The sequence below is a fragment of the Fusobacterium sp. IOR10 genome (assembly GCF_010367435.1).
Taxonomy (GTDB): Bacteria; Fusobacteriota; Fusobacteriia; order Fusobacteriales; family Fusobacteriaceae; genus Fusobacterium_B.
Genome location: NZ_WJWY01000007.1, coordinates 58,006 through 74,494, shown reverse-complemented (window position 1 = coordinate 74,494; position 16,489 = coordinate 58,006). Strand labels below are relative to the sequence as shown.

The following is a 16,489-nucleotide window of genomic DNA, read 5'->3' as shown; positions in this document are numbered from 1 at the left end:
AAGGGTGATAAAAATGAAATCAGTTTCAATTATAACAGCAGAAGAAGCAGCTAACTTAATAAAAGATGAAGAAACACTATTTATTGGTGGCTTTGTAGGAGTAAATGCTCCAGAAGCTTTAAATAAAGCTGCAGAAAAAAGATTTTTAGAAACAGGAACACCCAAAAATTTATTTGTTTATTTTGCAGCAGGTCAAGGAAATAGAGATGGTAGTCAAACAGACCACTATGCTCATGAGGGTATGGTAAGAAGAGTTGTTGGGGGACATTGGAATATGATTCCTGAAATGGGAAAATTGGCATTGGAAAATAAAATAGAAGCCTATAATTTTCCTCAAGGAACATTGTGTCAATTATTAAGAGATACAGCAGCTAAAAAGCCAGGAATTTTAACACATGTTGGTTTAAATACCTATGTGGATCCTAGAATTTCAGGTGGAAAGTTAAATGATGTAACAAAAGAAGATTTAGTTGAATTAATGGAAATACATGGGGAAGAAAAGTTATTTTATAATGCTATTCCCATAGATGTTTGTTTCATTAGAGGAAGTTATTCAGATGAATCTGGAAATATTAGTTTAGAAAGAGAAGTGGCAACATTAGAAGCAACTTCTGCAGCTCAGGCTACAAAAAATAATGGTGGAATAGTTATAGTTCAAGTTGAAAAAATAGTTAAGAATGGAACTTTAGATCCTAGGCTAGTAAAAATACCTAGAATATATGTAGATGCAGTTGTAATTGCTAAGCCAGAAGACCATGAGCAATGTTTTGGATGCTCATTTGACCCATCAATGACAGGGGAGGTAGTAATTCCTTTAAACAGCATAGAATCTCCAAAAATGAGTACTAAAAAAATTATTGGAAGAAGAGCTGCAATGGAATTAACTGAAAATACAGTTGTTAATTTGGGAATAGGAGTTCCAGAATATATTTCATCAGTTGCAAATGAAGAGGGAATAGGTGAATATTTCACTCTTACAGTTGAGGCTGGAGCAATTGGAGGAATACCACAAGGTGGTAGTCGTTTTGGAGGAGCAGTAAATCCTGAATGTATATTAGATCAACCTTATCAATTTGATTTCTATGATGGAGGTGGAATTGACTTAGCTTTCTTGGGATTAGCAGAGGCAGATAAAAATGGAAATATTAATGTTTCAAAATTTGGCCCAAGAATAGCAGGATGTGGAGGATTTATCAATATAACTCAAAATGCTAAAAAAACTTATTTCTGTGGAACTTTTACAGCAGGTGGATTAAAAACTAAAGTTGAAGATGGAAAATTAATTATTTTAGAAGAGGGAAGAAAAGTAAAATTTGTTGAGGAAGTAGAACATATTACATTTAGTGGAGAATATGCAAATAAAATTAAGCAGCCTGTTAAATATATCACTGAAAGAGCAGTTTTTGAATTAAGAGAAGATGGAGTTTATTTAATTGAAGTAGCTCCAGGAATAGATATTCAAAGTCAAATAATTGATTTAATGGGATTTGTTCCTAAAGTTGATGGCACAGTTAAAACTATGGATGAAAGGATTTTTAGAGATGAAATAATGGGATTGAAAAAATAAAATGGAGGTAAAAAATGAATGTAGGTATTTTTATTTTGTTAGCTGCTTTGATATTGTTTGGGGTATTAGCATTTAGACAAATAAGTGCATTAATTTTAGCTCCGTTAGTTTCTATTTTCGTTATTGTAGGTTATAGATTACCAGTTTTAGAAAATTTAAAGAATCAATTTATGCCAGCAGCATCTTCATATATAACAAAGTACTTTTTAATATTTTTTATAGGTGCTTTGTTTGGAGCAGTTTATCAATTTACTGGAGCAGCAGAATCAATAGCTAGATTTTTAAGCAAGATGTCTGGAGATAAATTTGTTGTTCCATTAGTTATGTGTATAACTGGAATATTAACATTTGGAGGGGTAAGTGGATTTGTAGTTTTCTTTGTTATTTATCCTATAGCTCTTCAAATGTTTAGAAAAGCAAATATAACTAGAATGCTTATTCCAGCAGCAATATCCTCAGGATGTTGGACATGGTCAATGACAGCCCCAGGATCACCTTCAATACAAAACGTAATTGCAATGACAAGTTTAGGAACACCTTCAACAGCTGCTCTTGTTCCTTCAATTGTAGCCACTATTGGAGAATTTCTAATGATATTTCTTTGGCTTGAATGGAGAGCTAGAAAATTTACAAAAAGAGGAAGATTATTCAATGATAAATCGTTGAAATATCAGTTAACAGATGAGGAAATAAAAGAAAATGGATCAGATGATTTACCTCATCCCCTTATAGCTTTTTTACCAATTGTAACAATATTGGTTTCCTTTAATCTTATAAAATTACCAGTTGAAACTTCAGTACTAATAGGAACAGTTTTAGCAGCAGTACTAATGTTTAGAAAAGTTTCTAGTATAGAAGGTTGGGTAAATGTTTTTAATAAAGGAGCAGCAGATTCAGGGGTAGCTATATTAAATACAGCTATTGTAGTTGGATTTGGAGGAGTAGTTAAAAATACTCAAGGTTTTAGTGATTTAATTGAAGGACTTAAAAATTGGAATGTGTCTCCAATGCTATTTGTAGCAATAACAGTTGCAGTTTGTGCAGGGGCTTGTGGTTCAGCTTCAGGTGGTATGGGAGTAGCCTTTGATGCATTAACAAGTACATTTGTGAAAATGGGAATAAATCTTCAATATGTACATAGAATAGGAGCAATAGCAGCTGGAACACTTGACACACTACCACATCAAGGTGCTCAAATAACATTACTAGGTATATGTAAATTAACACATAAAGAAGCATATTATGATATAGCAATAACTCAGATTTTAATACCATTTTTAACTCTAGGAATATTTATTCCTTTAGCAAATATGGGCTTATAATTATAAAATAACTATTAGGAGGAATCAAAATGGAAAATGTATTATTTGAAGAAAAAGATGGAGTAATGTTTGTAACTATTAATAGACCAAAAGCTTTAAACGCTTTAAATTCCGCAACTATAGAAGAATTAGGTGAAGTAATAGATGGTATTGAAAAAAGAAAAGATATAAAAGTGGTTATAGTAACTGGTTCAGGGGAAAAAGCCTTTGTTGCAGGAGCAGATATAGCTGAAATGCACGTTCTTAATGCTATGCAAGGAAGAGAATTAGCTAGAAAAGCTCAAAAAGTTTTCTCTAAGATAGAACATATGCCACAAGTTGTTATAGCAGCAGTTAATGGATATGCCCTAGGAGGAGGATGTGAATTATCAATGGCTTGTGATTTAAGAGTAGCATCTGAAAAGGCTAAATTTGGACAACCAGAAGTTAATTTAGGAATTTTACCAGGTTTTGCAGGAACTCAAAGATTACCAAGATTAGTTGGAAAAGGAATTGCAAAGGAATTAATTTTCACAACAGATATGATAGATGCAAAAAGAGCTTATGAAATAGGTCTTGCAAATAAAGTAGTAAAACATGAAGAATTAATGATAGAAACTGAAAAAATAGCGAGAAAGATAATGTCTAAAGGAATGTTTGGAGTATCTCTTGCTAAAGCAGCAGTAAATGACGGAATGAATATGGATACAGAATCAGCTTACAAATATGAAGCAGATATGTTTGGATTATGTTTTTCAACTGAAGATCAAAAGGAAGGAATGGAAGCCTTTTTAAATAAAAGAAAAGCTAGTTTTAAGAATTTCTAGAAATAGAAGTAAAAATAAAAATAAAAATAACTTAAATAATTAGGAGGAACAATGGACTTTAAATTAACAGAAAAACAACAATTTATTCAAAAGATGGTAAGAGAATTTGCAGAAAATAAATTAGCACCAGGGGCAATAGAAAGAGATAAAACAGGTGAATTTGACGTTGAATTATACAAAGAAATGGGGAAAATGGGTATTATAGGTTTACCTTATCCAAAAGAGTATGGAGGATCTGGGGAAGACTACATGGCTTACGCAATTGCAGTTGAAGAAATATCAAAAGTTGACGGAGCTATGGGGATTTCATATTCTGTAAGTACTTCACTTTATGCTGGATCAATAATGGCTTCTGGAGCAACAGAAGAACAAAAGAAAAAATTCTTAACTCCAGTTTTAAAAGGAGAATCATTTGGAGCTTTTGGATTAACTGAGCCAAATGCAGGTTCAGATGCTGGTGGTTGTATAACAACAGCAAAAAAAGAAGGAGATCATTATATTATAAATGGACTAAAATGTTTTAGTACAAATGGACCATTAGCTGATTATTATGTAGTTTATGCTTTAACAGAAGAAGGAATAGGTGCAAAGGGACTATCTGCATTTGTAGTTGAAACAAAAACTGAAGGATGTTCAGTTGGACATATTGAAGATAAATGTGGAATTAAATCAGCTCAAGTATCTGAAATAATATTTGAAAATTGTAAAATCCCAGCTGAAAATTTAATTGGTAAAGAAGGGGATGGATTTAAAATAGCAATGAAAACTCTAGATGGAGGAAGAATAGGAGTAGCTGCTCAAGGATTAGGTATAGCTAAAGGAGCTTTTGAAATAGCTAGAAAATACTTAATGCAAAGAAAACAATTTGGAAAACCATTATTTAAAAATCAATATCTTGCATTTAAAATGGCTGAATTAAAAGTTCAAATATTACAAGCTGAAATGATGCTATATAAAGCAGCTACAGATAAGTCATTGGGAGAAAGATATTCTCAATCAGCAGCAATAGCTAAATTAGTATGTACAGATGCAGCAATGAAAGTAACAACAGAAGCTGTTCAAATGCTAGGTGGAAACGGTTATATGAGAGAATATGAAGTAGAAAGAATGATGAGAGATGCTAAAATAACTCAAATTTATGAGGGAACAAATGAAATTCAAAAATTGATTATTAGTGGATCAATTTTCAGATAAAACTGAGTAATAATTAACACAAAAAGGCAACTATAAAATAGTTGCCTTTTTGTGTTGCTTTTTTTAAAGAAAACAATTAAAATAAACTTAGATATTATTTTAATTATATAAATATTTTGTTTAAAAGGAGTAAATATGCATCATAAAAATTATAATTTAAATAGAGAAATTTTTGAACAATTATCTTCAATGACAGATGATGGATTTATAGTGGTAGATAGAGCTGGAAATGTAATTCATATAAACGAAAAATATTGCAATTTTTTAGGAACAACAGAGGAGGAAGCTCTAGGTAAATCAATATTGAATATTATACCAAATAGTATGATGCTTGATGTAATGGAAAAAAAATATTGTGAAGAATGTGTAATTCAAACATATATTTTAGGAAAGGAAGCTGAAAAAGGTGCTATAGTTAGTAGATCCTATGTTGAAGATGAGAATGGAAATGTTATAGCAGGAGTTGCTCAAGTTAAATTTAGAATCCAAACTTTAGATGTAGCTCAAAAATTAATGAAAAATTATGTTGAATTAAAATATTATAGAGAAGAATATGTTAAGAATAATAAACTTAATTTATCCTTTAAAACAATGGTAGGAGATTCAGATAGTTTTATGAAAGTAAAAAAAATAGGAATAAAAGCTTCAAAAACTAATTTTCCAGTTTTCTTGTCAGGGAGTACAGGAACAGGAAAGGAAGTTTTAGCAAAAGCTATACATTTAAATAGTGATAGGAAAAATCATCCAATGGTTAGTATTAATTGTGGAGCAGTTCCTGAAAATTTATTGGAAAGTGAATTATTTGGATATGAAGAAGGAGCTTTTACTGGGGCAAAAAAAGGTGGGAAAAAGGGTAAATTTTTAATTGCAAGTGGAGGAACGTTGTTTTTAGATGAAATAGGAGATATGCCACTGGGAATGCAAGTTAAATTGTTGAGAGTTTTACAAGAAAATGAAATTGATCCAGTTGGAAGTATTCATTCTATACCAATTAATGTTAGAATTATAGCAGCAACTAAGAAAAACATTGAAAAAATGGTTGAACTTGGAGAATTTAGAGAAGATTTATATTATAGATTAAATGTTATAAAGATAGAATTACCAAATCTAAACGAAAGAAAATCAGATATTTTAAAATTAGCAGATTATTTTTTAAATAAATTAAATGTGGAATATAAAACAGTGAAAGGTTTTTCAAAGGAAGTGAAAGAATGCCTTGAATCCTTTAAATGGCCAGGAAATATTAGAGAATTGGATAATGTTATTAAAAGTGCCTACGCTATAAGTGATGATTTAATGATAAAATTAATTGATTTACCTCCAAAACTATCTTTTTACAATAGAGAAAAGCAGATAGAAAATAGATCTGGAAATTTAGTAACTTTAGTAAATGAATATGAAAAAAATATTATTTTAAATGTGTTAAATTCTTCAAAAAATTGTAAAGAAGCATCTGAAAAATTAGGAATACATAGAAGCGCTTTGTATAAAAAAATAAAAAAATATGAAATTCAATAAATAAAACAGACTTTTAACTTAGTTTTAAAAGTCTGTTTTATTTTTATTGTGATAACATCCTCTTCTTTTACAATTTCCATTTTCATGATTACAAATTTTGTAACTTCCTCCTTCAATTTTCAAACATCCACCATTGACAATAAAATTAGAAATTTTTTTTCTAGCATTGGTATATAAAAGTTGAACACTTGGACGAGATACACCTATTTGAAAAGAACATTCCTCTTGTGTCATACTTTCATAATCAATAAGACGAATAGTTTCATATTCTTCTAAAGTTAAAATTGTTTCTAAAAAATTACCCATGAGAGGAGAGCCTTGTCTGAAACTATCAAATTCAGGTAGAGCACATATATTTTTAAATTTTTTAGGTCTAGCCATAATACACCTCCTTTTTATATATAATTATAACATAAATAAGGTGGATAAATTCCACCTTATTTATGTTCAACAATTAAAATTATTTGATAATTTCTTCAATTTCTTTTAGTCTAGCTTCTAAGAAATCCTTTTCTTGTTCCAAGTCTTGTTTTGTAACAGAAGAATAATCTTGTCTAAAACCAAAATTAAATCCTCTTCTTTTTACTCTTAAATTAGAAGCACCAAGGTTTCTATTTAAACAAATTCCATTAATAGGTCCATTTCCAATAGGGCCAGTTCCGTCTCCTCTAGGCATATAAAACCTCCTTAAAATAATTTTTAACATATGTTAATTACAAATTAATTATACCTTTATTAATGGCATATGTCAATAACTAATTTTAAATTTTGGGATTTAATTTTCTTTAAACCAAAATATTATATTGTCTTCTTCTTTATAAACTCCAAATTTATAGTGTTGTTTTTCTAGAAGTTCCTTTACAATAGCTAGTCCAAGGCCAGTACCATTTTTTCTATTTCTATTTTTATCCATTCTATAAAAAGGAATCCATAAATTTTTCAGATCATCTTCAGAGATATTACTTGGATTTTTAATTTCAAAATAGTTATCTTTTATTAAAATTTTAATAAAATCATTTTCTTTGGAATACTTACAAGCATTTTCCAAAAGATTTTTTATAACAATATTTATTTTATCTTTATCCCCGTGAAATAGATTGTCTTTAAGTTTTAAGGAAATATTAATATTAGGATAAATATGTTTAATTTTAGGTAGTAGCACATTTAAAATTTCTTCTAATTTAAATGTATCATTTGAAAATTTTAAATAATTTCTTTCAGAACGGGATAAAAATAAAAGAGAGGAAACAAAATCATTCATTGTTTTAGTTTCTTCAATAATTATATTAAGATATTCTTCTTTATCTTTTTTAGTTTTTACAATATTTTCAATCAAACCTTCAGAATAATTTTGGATAATAGCTAAAGGTGTTTTTAGTTCATGGCTGATATTGGAAATAAATTCTTTTCTTAAATTTTCAGTTTCCCTTTGTCTTTCAATATCTTTTTTTTATAAATCTATATTTTCTTTAAGTTTTGTTTCCATAATATTTAAATTTTTTCCTAATTCTCCAATTTCATCCTTTGACTTAGAGTTGAAATTTTCAGAAAAGTCCATAAGGGCAACTTTTTTAGCTGTTTTACTCATTTTTTCAATAGGCTTACTTATTAATCTAGAAAGAATTATTGATAGGATAGAACCAATTACAAGTAAAACAAAAAGAAATTTTAAATATAAGTTAGTAATTATTCCAACTGGCTCTTTTATTGAATTAAATGGTGATGTTATAATTAAAATTAAATTTTCGTTATAGTCAGTGGCTATTAATATTTGTTTTTTTGTTTCAGAATTTTCATTTATAAGCTTTGAAATAGTTATTTTATTATTTGAAATACTATCAAATTCTTTTTCAGTTATTTCAAAATGAAGATCCTTTAAGAAAGATTTTTTTATAAGAAAAATTTGAATATTATAATTTTCTTGAATATCTTCAAAATCAGCAATATAACTTGGATTTTTAATGGTTTTAACAATTGCTAAAAGTTTCTCTTCCTTTATTTTTAAATAATAATTTTCAAATAAAAATTTATTGAATATAAAAATAGATAAGATAATTAAAGTTATTATTGAAGAGGTTAAAATAAAAATTTTATTCTTTATTTTCATAGTCATCCCCCTTCATTTTATATCCAAGGCCTCTAACAGTTACAATATAATCTCTGTTAATTTTTTTTCTAAGACGTTTTATTTGAGAATCAATAGCCCTGATACCTCCAGAATACTCATATCCCCATAGGGAAGTGATTATTTGTTCCCTTGTTAAAACTTTATTTTTGTTTTTTATAAATAAATATAATATTTCAAATTCTTTTTGAGATATATCAATAAATTCATTTTCAATATTAACAGTTCTTTCCTTTAAATTTAAGATAATATCTTTAAATTTAAGTTCATTAGTAGTTAAGTTTTCCCTTAAAAAAGCTTTAACCTTAGCAACTAATATTTTCATACTAACTGGTTTGATAATATATTCGTTAACTTTAAGATTGTATCCTTTTAAAATATTTTCTTCTTCACTTTTAGCTGTAAGAATAATTATAGGGATAGTTTCATTATGAGCTCTAATTTCACTTAATACCTCAAATCCATTTAATTTTGGGATCATTAAATCTAAAATTATTAAGTCAGGTTTATCTGAAAAATATAAATCTAAAGCTTTTTCCCCATTATCTGCCTCTATAATATTAAAATTTTCATTTAAAAGAAAATCTTTCACAATTCTTTTTAATTTTAAATCATCTTCAACTATTAATATTTTCAAATCCATATAATTCCCCCTTAAAATAACCTTATAACTTTATTATACCAAAAAAATAAAAAAATAGTGAGAATTCTCTCACTATTTTAAGGAAGGTACTTTATTTATTTTTTTGTTTATTATTTTCCATTTGTTTATCATGTTCTATTTTTTTATTATGTCTAAATTTTTGAAGGGATGTTCTAATTTCAGCTTGAATAGAAGAAATCTTTTTATTAGTTTCTAATACTTTATTCCAATCTACATTATCTTCTAATAATATTTTTTTTACAGAAAGGTCAAGCTCTTGCATTGTTATTCTTTTTTTGTCTAATTTTAGTTTTAAATCTTTAGGCAAATCAACTTTTTTCATTTGTTTTCTTTGCATCATTTTATCAGGATTATTCCTGTTCATCATGTTACTAGAGTTATTTCTATTCATCATTTGAGAATTACACTCTATTTTAAAATTTGGATCTAAGTTTTCCTTATCAGTAAAATTCTTTTCTTGGGCAAACGACAATGCAGAAATTAAAGTTAAGCCTATTAAAATATTTTTCTTTTTCATAAATATCACCTCTTTATTTAGTTTTGTATCTTTTATATTATAAATATATCATTAGAGTATGTCATAAATATGGCAAGATAAAATAATCTTTATAAAAACATATAAAAATGATAATATATTTAATAAACAATTGAATATAAATTTCAAATAATAAAATATAGAGGAGAAAGTTATGCAAAAAAAATTAATTATTTTAGGAACTTCATCAGGAGTAGGGAAATCAATTTTAACAACAGGAATATGTAGAGTTTTATACAAGGATGGACATAGTGTAGCTCCCTTTAAGGCTCAAAATATGTCAAGAAATTCTTTTACTCTTAATAGTGGACTTGAACTTGCAATTGCTCAATTATTACAAGCTCAAGCCTGTAATATAGAACCAAGAGAGTATATGAATCCTCTTTTATTAAAACCACTTGGAAACAATATGATTGATATATTTATAAATGGGAAGCATCATTGTGATATGAATGGAAAAGACTATTCTAAAACTAAAGACATATTTAAAGGAGATGTTCTTAAAGCATATGACAAACTTAAAAATTTTGAAATATGTATTCTTGAAGGAGCAGGAAGTCCTGTTGAAATAAATATTAAAGACAATGATATTGTGAACATGGGAATGGCAGAGATGATAGATTCTAAAGCTATTTTAGTAGCTGATATAGATAGGGGAGGAGTTTTTGCCTCTATAGTTGGAACAATAGTTTTATTAGAACCTGAAGAGAAAAAAAGATTAAAAGGGGTTATTATAAACAAATTTAGAGGAAATAAAGATATATTAATGTCAGGTATTGAAAAATTAGAAAAAATTACAGGGGTTAAAGTTTTAGGAATAGTTCCTTATGAAGAAATAGATCTAGAAGAAGAAGATAGTCTTAATAGTAAAAAAGATAGGGAATACATAGAAAGTAAATTAAATGGAAAAACATATGAAGAATACAAAGAAGAACAATTTGATAGATTAGAAAATTTAGTGAGAAATAATATAGATATGAATGAAATTTATAAAATTTTAGGAGAAGAATAAATTTATGTTTAGTTTGAAATTCTTAATAGCTTATATTCTTGATTTAATATTTGGAGATCCTGAAAAGTTTCCTCATCCAGTTAGATTTATAGGGAAATTAATTAGTTTTTTGGAAAAAAAATTATATAAATATAATAATAAGATTGTATTTGGTGGGGTGACCACAGTAATAACTATAGTTGTAACTTTTATAATAAGTTATTTAATTGTTTCTAAATCAATTTTATTAGAAGTGATACTATTATACACAACATTGGCAGTAAAATGTTTAGCTGATGAAGGAATGAGAGTTTATTATATTTTAAAAAAAGGTGATTTAAAGGAGGCGAAGGAAAAACTAGCCTACCTAGTTAGCAGAGATACTGAAACAATGGAAGAAAGAGATATTGTTAGAAGTGTCTTAGAAACAATATCTGAAAATTCAATAGATGGGGTTATAGCTCCAATGTTTTATGCCTTTGTGGGAAGTTATTTTAATTTTAAAGGAGTTTCTTTAGCTCTTCCCTTTGCAATGACATATAAAAGTATTAATACCTTGGATTCCATGTTAGGATATAAAAACGAAAAATATTTAAAATTTGGAAGGGTATCTGCAAAGGTTGACGATTTAGCTAATATAATACCAGCTAGGTTAGGGGGAATGTTATTAATTCCTCTAGCTTCAATATTAGCAGGGTATGACTATAAAAATAGTTTTAAAATATGTTTAAGAGATAGAAAAAATCATGCTAGTCCAAATTCAGCCCATGGGGAGTCTGCTTTTGCAGGAGCCTTAGGGGTTCAATTTGGTGGTAAAACAAAATATTTTGGAGTATGGTATGATAAGCCAACTATAGGTGATAAATTGAAAGAATTTACAATTTCTGATATATTGAAAGCAAAAAAATTATTATATTCAACATCATTTATAACATTTTTGATATTTTTTACTATATCTTTAATTTAGAAGGGGGAAAAGTTGGATTTACACGGGGGAAATATTTATAAATTATTAAGAAATGGAAAGGAAGATATTTTAGATTACAGTTCTAACATCAATCCTTTTGGAGTTCCAGAAACTTTAAAAAAAAGTATTTTAGAAAATCTGGATATTTTAGAAAAATATCCAGATATAAATTATGTGGGATTAAAAAAAAGTATAGGGGACTATAATAATATATCAAAGGATAATATTATAGTAGGAAATGGAGCTACAGAAATTTTATTTTTGTATATGAAAGCTTTAAAACCTAAAAAAGTCTTAATAGTTTCTCCTACTTTTGCAGAATATGAAAGATCTTTAAAAGATCTTGATGCTGAAATTAGTTTTTTTAAACTTGATGAAGTTAATAATTTTATACTGGATATGGAAAAGTTAAAACAAGAAGCTACAAGTTATGATTTACTAGTTTTATGTAATCCAAATAATCCAACTGGAAGTTTTATGGGAAAAGAAGAATTATTAAAACTTAATAATCATTTGGAAAAAGTTAAAACAAGAATATTCATAGATGAATGTTTTATTGAATTTATAGATGATTGGGAGAATAAAAGCTTAATAAATTTAAAAAGTGATAATATATTCATACTTAGAGCATTAACCAAGTTTTTTGCTCTTCCTGGTATAAGATTAGGTTATGGAATTACTTATGATTATAATATTCTAAACAAAATAGAAAATATAAGGGAGCCTTGGAGTGTAAATGCCTTTGCTGATTTAGCTGGAAAGATAATATTAAAAGATACTCAGTATATAGATAAAACTAAAAAATGGATATTAGAGGAAAAAATATGGTTTTATGAAAAATTAAAAGAAATAAATAAAATAAAAGTTTATAGAAGTAACTCAAATTTTATATTAGTTAGGCTAGAGGAAATCAGAGCAGAAATTTTTTGTAAACTAATGATAGAAAAAGGAATATTAGTGAGAAACGCTTCAAATTTTAGATTTTTAGATGACAAATATGTAAGATTTGCCATAAAAGATAGAGAAAAAAATAGAAAGGTTTTAAAAATAATAAAAGAGGTATTAAAATGAGAGGATTTTTAATAGCAGGAGTAAGAAGTGGAGTTGGTAAAACTACTATAGCTATGGGATTAATGAAATGTTTTAAGAATGTTTCTCCTTTTAAAGTTGGCCCAGATTATATTGATGGTAAGTTTCATGAATATGTTACTTCAAATAAAAGTTATAATTTAGATTATATTTTAATGGGTGAAAAGGGAATAAAAAGAACATTTTTAAAAAATTCAAAAGAAATTTCAATTGTTGAAGGGGTAATGGGCTTATATGATGGAAGAGGTGTTGAATTAGACAATGGAAGTTCAGCTCATATAGGTAGAATACTTGATTTACCAGTGATACTTGTAGTTGACGGAAGAAAGATAAGCACCAGTATTGCAGCTGAAGTTTTAGGATACAGAGATTTAGATAGAAGGGTAAAATTAAAGGGAGTTATTATTAATAAAATATCTAGTAAAAAAACTTATGATATTTTAAAAGAATCAATAGAAAAATATTGTGATATTAAGTGTATTGGTTATATGCTAAATATTGAAAATATAGGGATAGAAGAAAGACATTTAGGTCTTATGCAAGCACAAGAAATAAAGGATTTAGATATTAAAGTTGAAAAAATTAGTAAACAAATGAAAGAGACCATAGACTTAGATTATATATACAATATTTCAAAAATAAAAGAAATGAAAGACAATTTTTTCTTACAAGAAATAATGGAAAAGAAAAAGAATGAATACACTGGGATGAAAATTGCAATAGCAAAGGATGAGGCTTTTTCATTTTATTATAATGATAATATAGAATTTTTAGAAGAACTAGGTATTGAAATAATTTATTTCTCCCCTGTTCATGATAAAAAAATACCAAAAGATATTAACATGCTATATTTTGGAGGGGGATATCCTGAAAATTATTCTAAGGAACTATCTGAAAATAAAAGTATGATTAATTCAATAAGGGATTTTTTTAATAAAAATGGAGTTATATATGGAGAGTGTGGAGGATTTATATATTTATCTGATACCCTAGAAACTTTAGATGGTAAGAAGTATGATTTTGTTGGAATATCTGGTAGTAATATAAAAATGAAAAATAGATTAAATATAAAAAGATTTGGATATATTGATATAGAATATAATGGAAAATTTAAGGGTAGAGGTCATGAATTTCATTATTCAGAGATAATAAGTTCAGATGAAAATATAAGAAAAGAATTTAAGATAAGAAAACCAGATGGTAGAAATTGGACTTGTGGATTTCATGTTAAAAATGTTTTATGTGGCTATCCTCACATTCATTTTTTCAAAAGCCAAGATATAATTTTTGATTTATTAAATAAAGCAAAGGAGTCAAAATGAAAAAATATATTAAAATTCCTGAAAGTATAGAAAAAAAAAGTTTTCAAATTATAACTGAAGAGTTAGGAGAAAGAGGGAATAATTTCACAGAGGAAGAACTTAAAATTGTAAAAAGAGTAATTCATACAACAGCTGATTTTGAATATGCTGATTTAATAAAGTTTATAAATAATCCTATTTCTCAAGGAAAAAAAGCCTTAGAATTAGGATGTAAAATATATTGTGATACAAATATGATTGTTAATGGATTAAGCAGAAAAATTTTAGAAAAATTTAATTGTGAAGCCTATTGTTTAGTAAGAGATGAACAAGTTGCTAAAGAAGCAAAGGAAAGAGAAGTTACTCGTTCTATTGTTGGAATAGAAAAGGCTGCAAAGGAAAAAGAAACGAAAATATTTTTAATAGGAAATGCTCCAACAGCTTTGTATAAATTAAAAGAGATGATTGTTAGTGGAGAAATTGAAAAACCATTATTAGTGGTTGGAGTTCCTGTTGGATTTGTCGGAGCTGCAGAAGCAAAGGAGAATTTTAAAGATACAAATATTCCATATATAACAATTGATGGAAGAAAGGGAGGGAGTACTGTAACAGTATCAATTCTTCATGGAATACTGTATCAATTGTATAAAAGAGAGGGATTTTAATGGGAAAAAAACTAAAATCTGGTTATACAACAGGTAGCTGTTGTACAGCAGCTATAATTGCAGGGCTAAACTATCTGTTAGATGATAGAAAATTAGAAAATGTTCAGCTACAGTCTTTAAATAACAAAAAGATAAATATTCCTATTTCAAGGTTAAGAAAGAGAAATAATTTTGTAACTTCCTCAGTAAAAAAATATTCAGGGGATGATCCTGATGTAACTGATGGAATTGAAATTTTTGTAAGAATAAAAAAAGTAACGAAATTAAAAAAAGATAGTGCAGGTTATATAATTGGAAACACTCTTATTACTTGTGGAAGAGGGATTGGGAAAGTTACTAAAAAAGGTCTTAGATGTGAAGTCGGGAAATATGCAATTAATCCAGGACCTTTAAAGATGATGGAACTAGCTATAGAATCAATATTAGATGACAAAAATGATCTTTATTTTGAAATAAAAATATATATTCCAGAGGGTTTGGAAAAAAGCAAAAAAACTTTTAATCCTAAATTGGGAATAGTTGGGGGAATTTCAATTTTAGGTTCCACAGGAATTTTAAATCCAATGAGTGAAGAGGCTTTGAAAGATTCTTTATATATTGAGATGAAGGTATTAAAAGAAAATAGCGATAAGGATTATGTGGTATTTGTTTTTGGAAATTATGGAAAGAAATATTGTGAAGAAATAGGATTACAGGCTTCTAATTTAATAGTAATTAGTAACTATATTGGATATATGTTAGAAGTAGCTGAAGAATTAGGATACAAAAAAATAATTCTTGTGGGGCATATTGGAAAAGGAGTAAAAATAGCTGGTGGAATTTTCAATACTCATAGTAAAGTAGCAGATGCTAGAATGGAAATTATGGGAGCAAACGCTTTTTTAAATGGGGAATCAAAGGAAAATGTCATGAATATATTAAACTCTAATACAGTTGAAGAAGCTTGTAATTATATAGAAAAAAAAGAATTTTTTTATAAAATTTCAAATAAAATTTCAGAAAAAATAAAAAATTATTTAAAAACAAATGTTATAGAGTGTGAAGTATTGTTATTTTCTTTTAAAGAGGAAATATTAGGTTACAGTGATAATTTTTATAAATTAGTTGAAGAGGTAAAAAAATGAGTATAGATATTGTAGGTTTAGGTGTGGGAAATTTAGATTATATAACTGGAATAGCTAAAAAAAAATTAATTGCTTCAGATATAATTATAGGGGGAGAAAGACAACTAAAGGATATTTCTCCCTTATTAACATTTCAAGAACTATATACATTGAAAAAATTAGCTCATATGAAGGACTATGTGGATAAAAACATAGAGAAAAAAATATGTTTTATTGTTTCTGGGGATACAGGTTTTTACAGTTTAGTTTCATATTTAAGAAGATTTTATGAAAAAGAAATTGAAAATATTATCCCAGGGATTTCATCCTTTCAATATTTGTTTTCAAAAATAGGTGAAACTTGGGAATATTATAACTTATATAGTATGCATGGAAGGAAATTAGATTTCATTAGCAAACTAGATAAAAGTAAAAAAGGAATAGTATTATTAACAGATAAGAATAATACTCCTAAACATATTGGAGAGATACTATACGAAAAGGAATATTTTAATATTGAAATGATTATAGGAGAAAATTTATCCTATGACAATGAAAAAATAGAAAGATTTAAAATTAATAATTTAAAAGAATACATAAGGGACTATGAAATGAATGTATTAATTTTAAAAAAGGAGTAAT

18 protein-coding genes are annotated in these 16,489 nt (G+C 27.3%); 12 read left to right on the top strand and 6 right to left on the bottom strand.

The annotated features are described in order from the left end of the window. Nucleotides 1-13 precede the first annotated feature (13 nt). The 5 genes from GIL12_RS03175 to GIL12_RS03155 all read left to right on the top strand — a co-directional run bounded on the left by GIL12_RS03175 (nt 14) and on the right by GIL12_RS03155 (nt 6,407). Complete coding sequence (locus tag GIL12_RS03175; protein WP_163468908.1) at nt 14-1,567, top strand: acyl CoA:acetate/3-ketoacid CoA transferase; 1,554 nt, start codon at nt 14-16, stop codon at nt 1,565-1,567. A 14-nt stretch (nt 1,568-1,581) separates the two neighbouring features. Further along, on the top strand, nt 1,582-2,889 hold the full coding sequence (locus GIL12_RS03170; RefSeq protein WP_163468907.1) for a GntP family permease: 1,308 nt from the start codon (nt 1,582-1,584) through the stop codon (nt 2,887-2,889). A 29-nt stretch (nt 2,890-2,918) separates the two neighbouring features. Beyond that, entirely contained in the window at nt 2,919-3,695 is a 777-nt protein-coding gene (locus GIL12_RS03165; protein ID WP_163468906.1) for an enoyl-CoA hydratase-related protein, read from the top strand. A 51-nt stretch (nt 3,696-3,746) separates the two neighbouring features. Beyond that, entirely contained in the window at nt 3,747-4,889 is a 1,143-nt protein-coding gene (locus GIL12_RS03160) for an acyl-CoA dehydrogenase family protein (RefSeq protein WP_163468905.1), read from the top strand. 135 nt (nt 4,890-5,024) lie between these two features. Continuing rightward, a complete protein-coding gene (locus GIL12_RS03155; RefSeq protein ID WP_163468904.1) occupies nt 5,025-6,407 on the top strand; it encodes a sigma-54-dependent Fis family transcriptional regulator in 1,383 nt (460 codons plus the stop codon). A gap of 24 nt (nt 6,408-6,431) precedes the next feature. Here the strand turns inward: GIL12_RS03155 and GIL12_RS03150 are convergent, their stop codons facing one another. From GIL12_RS03150 to GIL12_RS03125, 6 genes are all read right to left on the bottom strand, one after another. Then, nucleotides 6,432-6,788, bottom strand: coding sequence for a DUF134 domain-containing protein (locus GIL12_RS03150; RefSeq protein ID WP_163468903.1), 357 nt, complete (start codon nt 6,786-6,788; stop codon nt 6,432-6,434). A gap of 79 nt (nt 6,789-6,867) precedes the next feature. Continuing rightward, entirely contained in the window at nt 6,868-7,083 is a 216-nt protein-coding gene (locus GIL12_RS03145; RefSeq protein WP_163468902.1) for a DUF5320 domain-containing protein, read from the bottom strand. Between the two features lie 99 nt (nt 7,084-7,182). Beyond that, entirely contained in the window at nt 7,183-7,806 is a 624-nt protein-coding gene (locus tag GIL12_RS03140) for a cell wall metabolism sensor histidine kinase WalK (protein ID WP_255461021.1), read from the bottom strand. 51 nt (nt 7,807-7,857) lie between these two features. After that, nucleotides 7,858-8,514 (bottom strand): HAMP domain-containing protein, encoded by a 657-nt coding sequence (locus GIL12_RS03135; RefSeq protein WP_163468900.1) that lies wholly within the window; start codon nt 8,512-8,514, stop codon nt 7,858-7,860. Further along, a complete protein-coding gene (locus GIL12_RS03130) occupies nt 8,498-9,175 on the bottom strand; it encodes a response regulator transcription factor (RefSeq protein WP_163468899.1) in 678 nt (225 codons plus the stop codon). Before GIL12_RS03130 ends, GIL12_RS03135 begins: the two co-directional genes overlap by 17 nt. Nucleotides 9,176-9,266: 91 nt before the next feature. Further along, complete coding sequence (locus GIL12_RS03125) at nt 9,267-9,713, bottom strand: hypothetical protein (RefSeq protein WP_163468898.1); 447 nt, start codon at nt 9,711-9,713, stop codon at nt 9,267-9,269. Nucleotides 9,714-9,885: 172 nt separating this feature from the next. Here GIL12_RS03125 and GIL12_RS03120 point away from each other — a divergent pair, with 172 nt between their 5' ends. Genes GIL12_RS03120 through cbiE form a run of 7 tightly spaced genes read left to right on the top strand, consistent with a single transcriptional unit; the run spans nt 9,886 to nt 16,488 of the window. After that, nucleotides 9,886-10,743, top strand: coding sequence for a cobyric acid synthase (locus tag GIL12_RS03120; RefSeq protein ID WP_163468897.1), 858 nt, complete (start codon nt 9,886-9,888; stop codon nt 10,741-10,743). 4 nt (nt 10,744-10,747) lie between these two features. Beyond that, nucleotides 10,748-11,689, top strand: a complete 942-nt coding sequence (gene cbiB, locus GIL12_RS03115) for an adenosylcobinamide-phosphate synthase CbiB (RefSeq protein ID WP_163468896.1) — start codon at nt 10,748-10,750, stop codon at nt 11,687-11,689. A gap of 12 nt (nt 11,690-11,701) precedes the next feature. Continuing rightward, on the top strand, nt 11,702-12,760 hold the full coding sequence (gene cobD, locus GIL12_RS03110) for a threonine-phosphate decarboxylase CobD (protein WP_163468895.1): 1,059 nt from the start codon (nt 11,702-11,704) through the stop codon (nt 12,758-12,760). Next, entirely contained in the window at nt 12,757-14,100 is a 1,344-nt protein-coding gene (locus GIL12_RS03105) for a cobyrinate a,c-diamide synthase (RefSeq protein ID WP_163468894.1), read from the top strand. Before cobD ends, GIL12_RS03105 begins: the two co-directional genes overlap by 4 nt. Beyond that, on the top strand, nt 14,097-14,744 hold the full coding sequence (locus tag GIL12_RS03100; protein WP_163468893.1) for a precorrin-8X methylmutase: 648 nt from the start codon (nt 14,097-14,099) through the stop codon (nt 14,742-14,744). The genes GIL12_RS03105 and GIL12_RS03100 overlap by 4 nt, the downstream gene beginning before the upstream one ends. Next, the gene (gene cbiD, locus GIL12_RS03095) at nt 14,744-15,868 is read left to right on the top strand and encodes a cobalt-precorrin-5B (C(1))-methyltransferase CbiD (protein WP_163468892.1); all 1,125 of its coding nucleotides are present in this window, start codon (nt 14,744-14,746) and stop codon (nt 15,866-15,868) included. Before GIL12_RS03100 ends, cbiD begins: the two co-directional genes overlap by 1 nt. Continuing rightward, a complete protein-coding gene (cbiE, locus tag GIL12_RS03090) occupies nt 15,865-16,488 on the top strand; it encodes a precorrin-6y C5,15-methyltransferase (decarboxylating) subunit CbiE (protein WP_163468891.1) in 624 nt (207 codons plus the stop codon). Before cbiD ends, cbiE begins: the two co-directional genes overlap by 4 nt. Nucleotide 16,489 lies beyond the last annotated feature (1 nt).

Excerpts from the sequence above, each read along its gene's own strand:
- GIL12_RS03105 (WP_163468894.1), top strand. The coding sequence starts at position 12,757 with ATGAGAGGATTTTTAATAGCAGGAGTAAGAAGTGGAGTTGGTAAAACT.
- GIL12_RS03150 (WP_163468903.1), bottom strand. The coding sequence starts at position 6,788 with ATGGCTAGACCTAAAAAATTTAAAAATATATGTGCTCTACCTGAATTT.
- GIL12_RS03175 (WP_163468908.1), top strand. The coding sequence starts at position 14 with ATGAAATCAGTTTCAATTATAACAGCAGAAGAAGCAGCTAACTTAATA.
- GIL12_RS03155 (WP_163468904.1), top strand. The coding sequence starts at position 5,025 with ATGCATCATAAAAATTATAATTTAAATAGAGAAATTTTTGAACAATTA.
- cbiD (WP_163468892.1), top strand. The coding sequence starts at position 14,744 with ATGGGAAAAAAACTAAAATCTGGTTATACAACAGGTAGCTGTTGTACA.
- GIL12_RS03165 (WP_163468906.1), top strand. The coding sequence starts at position 2,919 with ATGGAAAATGTATTATTTGAAGAAAAAGATGGAGTAATGTTTGTAACT.
- GIL12_RS03160 (WP_163468905.1), top strand. The coding sequence starts at position 3,747 with ATGGACTTTAAATTAACAGAAAAACAACAATTTATTCAAAAGATGGTA.
- GIL12_RS03100 (WP_163468893.1), top strand. The coding sequence starts at position 14,097 with ATGAAAAAATATATTAAAATTCCTGAAAGTATAGAAAAAAAAAGTTTT.
- GIL12_RS03130 (WP_163468899.1), bottom strand. The coding sequence starts at position 9,175 with ATGGATTTGAAAATATTAATAGTTGAAGATGATTTAAAATTAAAAAGA.
- cbiB (WP_163468896.1), top strand. The coding sequence starts at position 10,748 with ATGTTTAGTTTGAAATTCTTAATAGCTTATATTCTTGATTTAATATTT.
- GIL12_RS03145 (WP_163468902.1), bottom strand. The coding sequence starts at position 7,083 with ATGCCTAGAGGAGACGGAACTGGCCCTATTGGAAATGGACCTATTAAT.
- GIL12_RS03170 (WP_163468907.1), top strand. The coding sequence starts at position 1,582 with ATGAATGTAGGTATTTTTATTTTGTTAGCTGCTTTGATATTGTTTGGG.
- GIL12_RS03120 (WP_163468897.1), top strand. The coding sequence starts at position 9,886 with ATGCAAAAAAAATTAATTATTTTAGGAACTTCATCAGGAGTAGGGAAA.
- cbiE (WP_163468891.1), top strand. The coding sequence starts at position 15,865 with ATGAGTATAGATATTGTAGGTTTAGGTGTGGGAAATTTAGATTATATA.
- GIL12_RS03135 (WP_163468900.1), bottom strand. The coding sequence starts at position 8,514 with ATGAAAATAAAGAATAAAATTTTTATTTTAACCTCTTCAATAATAACT.
- GIL12_RS03125 (WP_163468898.1), bottom strand. The coding sequence starts at position 9,713 with ATGAAAAAGAAAAATATTTTAATAGGCTTAACTTTAATTTCTGCATTG.